Consider the following 11,267-nt stretch of genomic DNA (forward strand, 5'->3'; position numbering starts at 1 on the left):
TGAGATGAGGGGAGGGGCGGCCGGAGTCACGGGCCGCCCCTCTTTCTTTTCCGGGACGACCCGAGCGGGCGCTTGGGTCCGTATCCGGGCCGTGCTCCGTCTCCTGTGCTTGCTGTGTTTCGTCTTGGGCGCGGCGGGCTGCGAGTCCGGGGAGCCGCCGCTGGCGCCACCGGAGCGGCTCGAACCTCCGGACGCCGGTGGAGCGCCGCTGGCATACACGGTGGACCGCTACGACTTCGCGTTCGACCTTACGACGGGACAGGCGGCCTCGCGGTTGTGGCTGGACGTGGAGGCGGGGGCACGGGGCTGCGTCTCCCTGTCGGCGCCAGCGGAGGTGACGGACGTGCGGTGGGGGAAGTCGGCTCCCACGGGCTTCCGCGTGGCGGACGGGCAGCTGGAGGCCTGTGGCGCGGCGCCGCTGGAGGGGCCGCTGTGGCTGGACAGCCGGTTGCGTGTTCCGGAGGCCACGGCGCCGTACACGCAGGTGGGGTTCTCCCGGCGGCTGGATGCGCAGGGGCGTCCCTTCACGTACCTGCTGGGGTGGCTGGAGTCCTGCGACCGCTTCGGTCCGTGTGACACCGCTCCCGGCCGGCTGGCGCACTTCACCTTCGACGTGACGCATGCGCCCGGCGCGGTGGTGCTGTGTCCCGGGAGCCTGTCGCGGCGGGATGAAACGCATACACGCTGCGAGCTGCTGGGCACGCGCGCCCCCACGTACTCCGCCTTCATGATTGCCTCGCATCCGGCGTGGATGCGCACGCGGCTGGTGGACTCGGACGTGGGGCGGGTGGAGTTGTATGAGCCTCCAGGAGGACTGCTCGGACCGGCGATTGACGCGGGCGCGGTGGCGGAGTTCCTGGCGTGGATGACGGCGCGCTTCGGGCCGTTGCCCTATGGGCCCGAGCTGCGCGTGGCCAGCGGGCGCACGGACTGGCTGGGCATGGAGCACCCGGCCAACATCATTCTGCGCGACGACCTACCGTGGATTGGCGGGGCCTACGCCAACGTGACGATGCACACGTTGATGCACGAAATCGTGCACCAGTGGGCCGGTGACCGGACGACGCTGGCGAGCGCGGAGGACTACCCCTGGAAGGAGGCGGTGGCGGAGTACCTCACGTATGTCTTCGAGGACGAGCACCGGAGCGACGAGGCCGCCGCCACGCTGACGTACTGGGACCGGCTGGCCCGGACGTCGTCCTATTACCTGCGTCCACGAGACACGCCCGCGCCGCCGTTCCTCTCCTTCGTGAATGACATCTACGGCACGGGCCCGATGATCCTCCTGGTACAACTGGAGTCCCTGCTGGGGCGGCCTCAGGTGCTCGCGGGGCTCCAGGCGTTCCTGGCCGAGCCAGGAGTCCGGAGCATCGAGGACCTGCGCCGGGCGCTCGAAGCCGCTTCGGGGAAGGAGCTCCAGCGCTACTTTGACACCTGGGTGGACGGGGAAGGGGAGCCGGACTGGCCCTACTTCCAGGTCGAGTGGACTCAGGAGGACGCGCTGACGCTGACCGTGACACAGCGGACGCAGACCGGGAAGGTGTATCCCTGCGAGGTGGAGCTGGAGCTCCAGGGCGTGGCGCCGGAGGAGCGTCGACGGGTCACGGTTTCATACGGCCTGGAGCCGGAGTCCGCGACGGCGCGGCTTGTGGTGGAGGAACCGGAGTGGGCCGTCCAGCAGATCGTGGTGGATCCACGCAGCCGGCTGGTCAATCGCAGGAGTCCGGGGCTGGTGCGGGAGCCCGCGCCTCACGCCTGGAGGTTGTGAGAACGACAAGGCCCCTCGAGCCTGGGAGGCGCGAGGGGCCGGGAGTCACGAGGCGGACGCCGTGGGACTACGGCGTGGGTGCAGCGACGGCGGGCGCAGGCGCGGCGGCGGCAGCTTCCTCGGCGGCCTTGGCCTCGGCAGCCTTGGCCTCGGCGACCTTGCGAGCGGCTTCGGCCTCCGCGCGCTTCGTGGTCTCGGCCTGGGCGGCGGTCTTCAGGCTGGCGAGGCCCTTCTCGAAGTCCTTGCCGATCATCTGGTCCATGTCCATGACGAGGCACATCGCCTTGCTCATGAAGTTGTGGTCACCGGCCATGGTCCAGGTGACGGTCGTGCCGTCCGTGGCGGGCTTGAAATTGAAGGTGGTGATGCTGGTGTCGGCGAAGGGCTTGATGAACTCCAGCTTGATGCGGACGGACTCGTTGGCGGCGACCTCTTCGATGGTCATGCGGCCTTCGCCCACGTCGTCATTGCCCGTCCACCCATAGATGGCGCCAACGCCCGCCTCCGCGCCGGTAAAAGTCTTCTTCATGTTCGGGTCGAGGGCTTCCCAGGGAGACCACTGGTTCCATTGGTGGAAGTCATTGACCAGCCCGAACGCGATGTCGGGCGTGCCCGGCACGGTGGTGGTGCGCGTGACGGTGTAGGTATCGGGGCGGGTGGCGATGACGCCGACGAGCAGCAGGAGCGCGGCGGCGAAGCCAATGGCAATCTTCTTGAACATGGAGGTCCTCGGAACGGGATCCCGGACAGGGAGGACGCGTCTTAGGTCGCCCGCTCGCTCCGGCTCAAGCCCCCCTGCGAGCGGCCCTCCTTGACGCAGCGTGCGGTGCGGGTCATCGCGGCCTCGCCACCTCTGAAACCGCTTCAAGCTCCGCGCTCGAGCAGCTAAGGCGACGTCTCCCGGACCCGCGCCATGCTCACGCCTCCCTTGCTGCTGACCCCTGACACCGCGAGACACCTGTCGCTGCTGCGGACGCTGGGCGAAGCGGAGCTGTCGCCGTACTCCCGTTGGCAGTGGCTGGGGTGGGACGCGTCGTCGCGCTACCTGCTGTCCGTGCAGAAGCAGGGCGGGATGTCGCTGCGATGGTGGGACCTGCACTCGGAGGGCGCGGATCCGCTCGCTGCGCACTTCATCTCCGGCTGCGTGGCCGCGTGGTTCCTTCCCGGCTCCCAGCGGCTGCTGTCCGTGACGGTGCGCGGCACGCTCCAGACGTGGTCCATCTCCGACGGCCGGCTGTTGTCCTCCGTGGAGACGGGCGGCACCGTCTCCCATGCCTTCCTGTCCTCGGACGGGACGCGCCTGCTCCTCGTGGCGAGCGTGGGCCGCGTGCTGCTCTGGGACCTGGAGCGGCGCTGGCTCGTCTGGAGGAAGGAAGAGCCCTGGCAGCTCCACGACTGCGCGCTCTCACCGGATGGCGCGTTCGCCGCAGTGGGGGCTGCCGAGGACCAGCAGGACCTGGACACCCGCGCGGCCCTGCTCCTGTGGGACGCGCGGACCGGCAGGCGCATCACGACCCGGGCCTTCGATGCGCGGCGCATCTGGGCCGTGGCCTTCACGCCCTCGGGCGAGCACCTGGTCGCCGCGAACTCCTCCGGGGAGCTGCTGTTCCTGACGCTGCCCACGCTGGAGACCGCGCGAACCCTGAGGGCGCCCGCATCGTTCGCCCTGCATCTGGAGTTCAATCCCGAGGGCACCTTGCTGGCGGCCAGCCCGGACACGAGCGCGTTCGCCGTCATCAACGTCCGGGATGGACAGCGCGTCTTCGCCTATTCCGACCTGGACGACCAACAGGGGAGCACCGCGAACTTCTCTCCGGATGGCCGTTTCGTGGCCTGGGGCATGGACGACGGCAAGGTGGGCCTCTGGGGCGTGAAGCCCAAATCCTAGCCCTGGGCGGGTGGCTGCTCGCGGGCCTCGTCTGGCGGCCCCGCCGCGCGCAACCCGGCAGGCAGCGTCCCTCGCTCAGCGGCCGGATGGGGCGCGGGATGTCCTGAGGAAGAGTGCTCCCGCGAGCGCGACAACGAGCGCGGCGATGGCAAGCACGCTGACGCCATCGTACTTGGACAGGTCGAGCACGATGACCTTCCGGGCGATGGCGATCAGGGCGACCTCCAGGACGATTTCAACGTGAACGACGTTGTCTCGCAGGTACGCCTTGATGGTCTCCAGCAACTCCACGCCGATGAGGATGAGGAGAACGAAGCCGAAGATCTCCAGCAGTTCATCCACCTCCAGCAGGAGGATGGGCGGCGTGATGATGTCCTGGAGGATGATCCATCCCAGCTCCAGGGTGGAGAGGAATAAGACCACCATCATCATGACGATGATCGAGACGATGACGAAGCGCTCGAACTTCTTGATGACGAGACCCAGTCTCCCCCCTGGAGATGGAGTGCTTTCAGTGCTCATGGGCCGGCCTCCTTCTTCTCCTGGGAAACTTCGGAGCAGATGCCTGTCGGGCCCCTGACGAGCGCCTGGCCTCGTGGTCGCTGCCGCGAGAGGGCCCGGGCGCTTCCCCCTGGAGCGAAACTGGGCGTTGGGAAGCGGGTTGGCAATTCTTCCGGATGTTGCCGGCCAACGAACCGCACCAGGCGGGGGCTCCGCCTCCTGCCCGGGGATGATTAGCGTTCACCCAACGGGAGGTGGACGTGGCGAAGCCGCGCCAGGCGGTCCGGAAGCAAGCTCGCACGCCGCATGAGCGGCGGCATGACACCGCGCTGCTCATCATCGACGTCATCAACGACCTGGAGTTCCCCGGCGGAGAGAACGTCCTGCCCTGGGCCCTGCGCATGGTGGAGCGCCTGAGCCCCTTCGCCGAGCGGATGCGCAAGGCGGGCGTCCCGGTCATCTACGTCAACGACAACTTCGACCACTGGCGCAGCAGCTTCACGGACGTCTACAAGCACTGCACCCGCAAGGACAGCCGGGGCCAGCGGGTCGCCCGCGCGCTCAAGCCCCAGCCGGACGACTACTTCATCCTCAAGCCCAAGCACTCGGCCTTCTTCGCCACGTCGCTGGTGCCGCTCCTGGAGCACCTGGGCACGAAGAAGCTGCTGCTCGCGGGCATCGCCACCAACCTGTGCGTCTTCTTCAGCGCCCACGACGCGCACATGCACGAGTACAAGATCACCGTGCTCAGCGACTGCTGCTGCGCGGAGAGCGACAAGGACCACGACCTGGCCCTGGATCAGCTCCAGCGCTTCTTGAAGGTGCGCGTCTGCCGGGGCGACGAGGTGCACCTGGAGCCCCGCTCGCGCCGCCGGGCCACGCGCCGGCCCCCGCCGGAAGGAAAGTGACGGGGGCCGCCTGACGACAGGACCGGCTCAGACGTCCTTGTCGTCGTCGTCCTCGTCATCCTCGTCGTCATCGAGGATGTGGCACTTGCCGGCATCCTCGTCGAGCGCCTTGCCGATGAACTCCTTCACCAGGTCGTCGCCGTTGAGGACCAGGGAGAAGTCGACCGTCTCGCCGCCGACGTCCTCCTTCTTGTCCAGGCGGAGCTTGCCGCCCAGCGCCGTCGCGCTGCCGTCGACGTGCGCGCCCGCGGGCACCCGCACCTCGCCGCCGATGGACACCACGTCGCCCTTCACCCGCGCGCCGGGCTCCAGGATGACGCGGCCCCGGACGGCGGCCACGTCGTTGTCCACCACCGCGCCCTTCTTCACGATGACGTCGCCGTCCACCGCGACCGCGTCCTTGATCTTCTCCCCGGGCTCGACGACCAGGTTCGTGCCCTGGACCGCCTTGCTCCCGTCCTTGGCGTTGACGCAGATGGTCTTCGCGGGCGCCTTGGACGGCGTCTTCGCGGGCTCCGCCGCCAGCGCGGGCACGGCCAGCGAGCAGGCGAGGAGGAGGGTGGGCAAGAGCGGGCGGCGCATGGTGGAGACCTCCGGGACGCGGAAGGGGAGCGGCATGCCCTTCCTACGGCCGGCCGCATCCCCCATTGCATCCCGTGCTCCGCGTCAGCCGAGCACGCCCTTCGCCGCGTCGATGGCCTCGTGCGTCCCCGCGAGCGCCAGGATGTCGCCCGCGCGCAGCACCTCCTGCGCGGTGGGCACGAGCACGCCCGCGTCGCCCCGGCGGATGGCCAGCACCGTGGCCCCCGTCATGCCGCGCAGGTTGAGCTCCGCCAGCGTGCGGCCCACCGCCGCGCTGGACTCGCCGAGCGCCACCGACTCCGGCTCGCCAATGCCGGGCAGCATCTGACGCACGCCGTGCAGCACGTCCGGTGCCGGCTCGTCCTCCTCGCCCTTGGCGTGGGACTGGGCCGCGAGCGCCTCGACGATGACCTGCGCGCCCGCGCGCATGTGCCCCTGCAGGTTCGTGGCGCTCTTCCAGAAGGCGAAGCCCATCACCCCCAGGGACACCAGCAGCAGCACCGCGCCCGGCACGCCTGGCAGGAACGGCTGGGTGATGGCCAGCACCGGCACGCCCACCATGAAGACACTGGCCAGCTGGAGCGCCACCACCAGCACCCGCCGAGGCGCCGCCGCCAGGTCCACCCTGCCGTTGGCGGCCGCCGGCAGCGCGCCCTCCGCCAGCACCACGCCCAGCCGCCGCCCCATCCGCACGATGCCCACGCAGAAGGGCAGGGCCAGCGCCACGGCCAGGCCAATGACGACCCAGGGCGTCAGCGTGGTGCCCCAGCCCATGCGCTCGTCGATGAACGCCGTGATCCGCGGCAGCAGCACGGACGTGCCGATGACGATGAGGGTGATGAACGCCGCGTCCAATAGCATCAGCAGCCCCATGCGCCGCACGCGCGCGCCCACCGTCTTCTGGCGCGGCGACGTGCGCAGGTTCTCCACCCAGCTGCCGTACAGGGACGCGAACGTCTGCAGCGGCGCGGGCAGCTTGCGGTCCACCCAGTTGGCGATGGGGCCGGACGCGCGGATGAGCCACGGCGTCGTCAGCGTGGTGATGGCCGACACGGCCACCGCCACCGGGTAGAGGAACAGGCCGGTGGCCTTCAGGGACAGGCCCAGCCCCGCGATGATGAAGGAGAACTCGCCAATCTGGGACAGGCTCAGCCCCGCCTGCACGGACGTGCGCGTGCCGTTGCCGGTGAAGAACGCGCCCAGCGACACGCTGAGGATCTTCCCCAGGATGACCACGCCGGTGAGCACCGCGATGGCGGCCCAGTGCTCGCGGATGAGCGCCGGGTCGATGAGCATGCCCACCGACACGAAGAACACCGCGCCGAACAGGTCGCGCACCGGCTGCACCAGGTGCTCGATCTCCTTGCCCTCGCCGGACTCCGCCACCAGCGAGCCCGCGAGGAACGCGCCCAGCGCGACCGAGTAGCCGAACGCCTGCGCCAGGAGCGCGATGGCGAAGCAGATGCCCACGCTGGTGACGAGCGTCGTCTCCGGCCGCTGGAGCTTCGTGATGGCGCGCATGAGCCGCGGCACCACGAGCAGGCCAATGGCGACCAGCCCCACGAGGAACGCCGCCAGCTTGCCCACGGTCAGCACCAGGTCCCACGCGGACAGGCCGGAGCCGGTGGACACCGCGGTGAGCATGGCCATCAGCAGGATGCCGATGAGGTCCTCCACGATGAGGATGCCCACCACGATGCTCCGCAGCGCGCCCCGGATGTTCTGCTCGTCGAACGCCTTCGCGATGATGGTGGTGCTGGAGATGGCGATGCAGCAGCCGGTGAACAGGCTCTCCAGCATCGTCCAGCCGAAGGCCCGGCCGACGACGAAGCCCAGCCACACCATCACGCTGCACTGGATGACGGCGGTGAGCCCCGCCGTGGGCCCCACCTGGAAGAGCCGGCGCAGGCTGAACTCCAGCCCCAGGGAGAACATCAGCAGGATGACGCCCAGCTCCGACAGCGTCTGCACGATGCCCGGGTCCGCCACCAGGGGGACGGGGACGTGGGGGCCGATGATGAAGCCCGCGAGGATGTAGCCCAGCACCACCGGCTGGCGCAGGCGCTGGAAGAGGACCGTGGTGACCGCCGCGACACAGAGGACGGTGGCGAGGGCTTGGAGGAACGCGTGGGCGTCGTGCATGGGAAGGCGCCTCTGGAGGTGATGGGACTCGCGATGCCCGGCCCCGCCCGCGGTGCGCGGGGCCGGATCCACAGGAAGTTAGGGCGGGCTCAGGCGCATCGCTCGAGGGCGATGGCTCCGCCGATGATGAGCAGGCACACCAGGCCGCTCCACAAGAGGCGCGCACCCTGCCATTGGTCGTGGGTGGCGCCGCCCTGCTGGGGCGAGGTGGAGGTGGGTTCAGGGGAAGGGGACGAAGACATGGAAGAAGCTCTCGCGCGGCCGCGAAGGGCAGACCGCGTGTGGAAAAGGGTTGCGTTGGAGGGAGGGCCTGCCCGCCTGGCCACCGGAGGTCACACCGGAGCCGCCCGGACGCGGCGCCCTCGAAAGAAGAAGAGGGAAGGAAGACCGCTCAGCCCCGGACGGGCGGACCCTGGGCCGGGCAGTTCACCGTCCAGGGACGGTCCGCCAGCGGCGTGAGCCGGGGAGGCAGCGCGCGGGCAAGCAGCCCCTGGGCGTGCGCCAGCACCCGGGCGTCGTAGCGCGCGAGCAGCGCGCGAAGGGTGTCCCCCCGAGGAGTCAGGGGCGTCGGAGGACGGAGGTTGATGTTTCCCCGCTCCACGTGATCGCGCGGGCCCGGCTGCGGCGCGCCCACGTCGGAGCCGTGCGGCAGCCCCGCCTTCTCCCACCCAGGCTTCGGGCTGGAGGACGGGCGCGACGCCTGGAACGTCCGGGCCGCCGCCACGTCCGCGCGGGTCCCCTGGAGGAGCCCGGACCGGGGCCCCGCCAGCCCCAGGAACGCGGCCACCACCGCCGCGCACACGACCGCCGCCACGGCGAACCGGGTCTCGCGGAGGGCTTCACGCCCGGTGTGGGGAAGGGCCGGCGTCATGGGTGGGAGCGCTTAAGTGTGTCGCACCGGATGCGACAGTCGATGGACGACACAAAACCGTGTCAGCGGAAGGCCTTTATACGCAGCCGGGGGATCACGCACCTCGGAAAATCGCGCCCTTGGCGTTGGAATGGTCACGCGGCGACGCACCGGGATGATTTCAGCGGCCCGCGACATTGACGTTGCCACCCTCCAGGGGATATCCCCTTTCGGCAACAGAAAATGAGAACCATTCTCAACTTCGACGACGGATTGGGTGCTGCCCCGACGCTGCCTCAGGCTGTGACCGCCCGTGTGGATGTGGTGCGGGTCCCGGTGGGGCTCTTCCAGTCCGCGACCGCGTCGGTGGAGGGTGGGTGGGGCCGCTGGAGCGGGGCCCTGCTGGCCGCGACCGCGGCGCACGTGGTGGCGCTGGCGGTGGGGCTGACGATGGCGACCCGGCCGGCCCCTCCGGTGGCGAAGCCGGAGCCGGAGCTGGTGCTGATGGCGTACGCGCCGCCCCCGCCGCCGCTGGGCGGTGGCGCGCTGAAGCAGGCCTCCGTGGAGCCCGTGAAGCCGGTGGCGCACAAGCCCCGTCCGAAGCGGCAGGAGCTGGTGGTGCCCGCGAAGGTGCCGGAGCCGGTGAAGGAGACGCCGGAGCCGGTGGAGCAGGTCGCGGAGACGCCGGCCGTCACGGAGGTGGCCACGGCCGCGTCGCAGGCGCCCGCGGGGCCGGGCGTGCCGGAGGGCGCGGTGGGTGGCGTCGTCGGGGGCGTGGTGGGCGGGCTGGTGGGCGGCAAGGTGGGTGGGCAGGGCAAGGCGCCGCCCATCTATTCGCCGCGCGAGGTGATGAAGCTGCCGGTGCTGCTGTCCGGCAAGCCGGAGTATCCGCGCCGCGCGCGTGAGGACGGCATCACCGGCGTGGTGATGGTGATGGTGGTCATTGGCACGGACGGCTCGGTGGAGCCCGGCTCGCCCCGCATCCAGCGCTCGGTGCCCGGGCTGGACGAGGCCGCGCTCGAGTCCGTGGCGAACTGGCGGTTCTCGCCGGCCCTGGGACACGACGGCGCGCCGGTGCGCGTGAAGGTCGTGATCCCCGTGAAGTTCGCCCTCAGGTAGTTCCTTCGCAGTCACGCAGACGCCTTCATGAATCCCAAGCTCCGCTCGGTTCTCTTCTGGATCCACCTGGTGTCCGGCCTCGTCGTGGGGCTCGTCGTCGCGGTGATGTCGTTCACTGGCGTGGCGATCGCGTTCGAGTCACAGATCATCGACTGGGCGGACCGTGACGCGCGCCACGCGGCGCCTCCCGCGGAGGGAACGCCCCGGCTCACGCTGGAGGAGATGATCGCGAAGGCGAAGGAGGCGAAGCCGGCCGCGCAGCCCTCTGGCGTGACGGTGTCCCCGGAGGCGGACCGCATGGTGACGGTGGCCCTGGGCCGCGGCGCCGCGGTCTACGTCCATCCCTACACCGGCGAGGTGCGCGAGCAGGGCGCGCAGGGCTGGCGCGCGTTCTTCCACACCATGGAGGACCTGCACCGGTGGCTGGCGGCCTCTGGCGACAACCGCGCCGTGGGCAAGGCCGTCACGGGCGTGAGCAACCTGGCGTTCCTGTTCCTGGGCATCACCGGCCTGTTCCTGTGGTGGCCGCGCAAGTGGACGCTGCGCTCCATGCGGCCCACGCTGTGGTTCCGCCGGGGCCTCAAGGGCAAGGCGCGCGACTTCAACTGGCACAACGTCATCGGCTTCTGGTCGCTGCCGGTGCTGGTGGTGCTGACGGCGTCCGGCGCGGTGATCTCCTACCGCTGGGCGTCGAACCTGATCTTCACCCTCACCGGCAACGAGCCGCCGGCCGCGCAGGGCCCCATGGCCGCGGCGCCCGTGCCCGTGCCCACGCCCGCGCCGGGGACGAAGCCCCAGCCGCTGGACGCGCAGTTCGCGGCGGTGATGAAGCAGGCCAACGCCTGGGAGACCATCACCCTGCGGCTGGCCACGCCTCCCGGCGCCGGTGGCCAGGGTGGCCCGCGCGCTGAGGGCGGAGCCCCTCGTGGCGAAGGTGGCCCGCGCGCTGAAGGGCGCGGCGGCCCGGGCGGCGCGAAGGGCCCACAGGCCAGCGCGTTCACCGTCCGCGAGCAGGAGCGCTGGCCGCTCTTCGCCGCCAACACGGTGTCGGTGGATCCGTTCTCGACCCAGACCCTGAAGACGGAGACCTACGCGGACTTCAACAGCGGCCGGAAGGTGCGCACCTGGCTGCGCTACCTGCACACCGGCGAGGCGTTCGGGTGGTTCGGGCAGCTCATCGCCGCGCTCGCGTCCTTCGGCGCCGTGTTCCTCGTCTACACGGGCTACGCGCTCTCCTGGCGGCGGTTCGTCCCGCGCCGCCGGACCCAGCCCGCGGCGCCCGCCTCCGCCGTGCCTCCGCCCGCCGAGTCCGAGACGCACGCCGCCTGAAACACGTCTCACCCAACTCCAGACATCCCCAGGGCCCGGACCGCGAGAGCGGATCCGGGCCTTCTCTTTTTCACCCACCGGCGTGTGGCATTCGCCCGGCTGATGCGAAGCAGTGCCGCAACACCCGCCGACCCCAAAGGTTACATCCGCGTCCGGGAAGAAATTTCTTGTAACGCGAAG

The 11,267-nt window shown here is 70.3% G+C and carries 11 protein-coding genes; 5 read left to right on the forward strand and 6 right to left on the reverse strand.

Annotation, left to right across the window (positions count from 1 at the left end):
* Nucleotides 1-91 precede the first annotated feature (91 nt).
* On the forward strand, nt 92-1,768 hold the full coding sequence (locus NR792_RS07045; protein WP_375759295.1) for a M1 family aminopeptidase: 1,677 nt from the start codon (nt 92-94) through the stop codon (nt 1,766-1,768).
* Between the two features lie 67 nt (nt 1,769-1,835).
* Here NR792_RS07045 and NR792_RS07050 read toward each other — a convergent pair whose 3' ends face one another.
* Nucleotides 1,836-2,489: an SRPBCC family protein gene (locus NR792_RS07050; protein ID WP_375759296.1), complete on the reverse strand. Its 654-nt coding sequence runs from the start codon at nt 2,487-2,489 to the stop codon at nt 1,836-1,838.
* Nucleotides 2,490-2,681: 192 nt separating this feature from the next.
* On the opposite strand from NR792_RS07050, the gene NR792_RS07055 reads away from it, so the two are divergent.
* Nucleotides 2,682-3,656 (forward strand): WD40 repeat domain-containing protein, encoded by a 975-nt coding sequence (locus NR792_RS07055; RefSeq protein ID WP_375759297.1) that lies wholly within the window; start codon nt 2,682-2,684, stop codon nt 3,654-3,656.
* Between the two features lie 75 nt (nt 3,657-3,731).
* Here the strand turns inward: NR792_RS07055 and NR792_RS07060 are convergent, their stop codons facing one another.
* Nucleotides 3,732-4,178, reverse strand: coding sequence for a phosphate-starvation-inducible PsiE family protein (locus NR792_RS07060; protein ID WP_375759298.1), 447 nt, complete (start codon nt 4,176-4,178; stop codon nt 3,732-3,734).
* 239 nt (nt 4,179-4,417) lie between these two features.
* Here NR792_RS07060 and NR792_RS07065 point away from each other — a divergent pair, with 239 nt between their 5' ends.
* Complete coding sequence (locus tag NR792_RS07065) at nt 4,418-5,065, forward strand: cysteine hydrolase family protein (RefSeq protein WP_375759299.1); 648 nt, start codon at nt 4,418-4,420, stop codon at nt 5,063-5,065.
* Nucleotides 5,066-5,092: 27 nt separating this feature from the next.
* Here NR792_RS07065 and NR792_RS07070 read toward each other — a convergent pair whose 3' ends face one another.
* The 4 genes from NR792_RS07070 to NR792_RS07085 form a co-directional block, all read right to left on the reverse strand.
* Nucleotides 5,093-5,683, reverse strand: a complete 591-nt coding sequence (locus NR792_RS07070) for a hypothetical protein (protein WP_375759300.1) — start codon at nt 5,681-5,683, stop codon at nt 5,093-5,095.
* 48 nt (nt 5,684-5,731) lie between these two features.
* Nucleotides 5,732-7,789, reverse strand: a complete 2,058-nt coding sequence (locus NR792_RS07075) for a cation:proton antiporter (RefSeq protein ID WP_375759301.1) — start codon at nt 7,787-7,789, stop codon at nt 5,732-5,734.
* An 89-nt stretch (nt 7,790-7,878) separates the two neighbouring features.
* Nucleotides 7,879-8,031 (reverse strand): hypothetical protein, encoded by a 153-nt coding sequence (locus NR792_RS07080; protein WP_375759302.1) that lies wholly within the window; start codon nt 8,029-8,031, stop codon nt 7,879-7,881.
* A 149-nt stretch (nt 8,032-8,180) separates the two neighbouring features.
* A complete protein-coding gene (locus NR792_RS07085; protein WP_375759303.1) occupies nt 8,181-8,660 on the reverse strand; it encodes a hypothetical protein in 480 nt (159 codons plus the stop codon).
* Nucleotides 8,661-8,954: 294 nt separating this feature from the next.
* Here NR792_RS07085 and NR792_RS07090 point away from each other — a divergent pair, with 294 nt between their 5' ends.
* Together NR792_RS07090 and NR792_RS07095 are read left to right on the forward strand one after the other, a co-directional pair.
* The gene (locus NR792_RS07090; protein ID WP_375759304.1) at nt 8,955-9,758 is read left to right on the forward strand and encodes a TonB family protein; all 804 of its coding nucleotides are present in this window, start codon (nt 8,955-8,957) and stop codon (nt 9,756-9,758) included.
* 27 nt (nt 9,759-9,785) lie between these two features.
* Nucleotides 9,786-11,087: a PepSY-associated TM helix domain-containing protein gene (locus tag NR792_RS07095; RefSeq protein ID WP_375759305.1), complete on the forward strand. Its 1,302-nt coding sequence runs from the start codon at nt 9,786-9,788 to the stop codon at nt 11,085-11,087.
* The last annotated feature ends 180 nt before the right edge of the window (nt 11,088-11,267 follow it).

This window comes from Corallococcus exercitus (assembly GCF_042231735.1).
Taxonomy (GTDB): Bacteria; Myxococcota; Myxococcia; order Myxococcales; family Myxococcaceae; genus Corallococcus; species Corallococcus exercitus_B.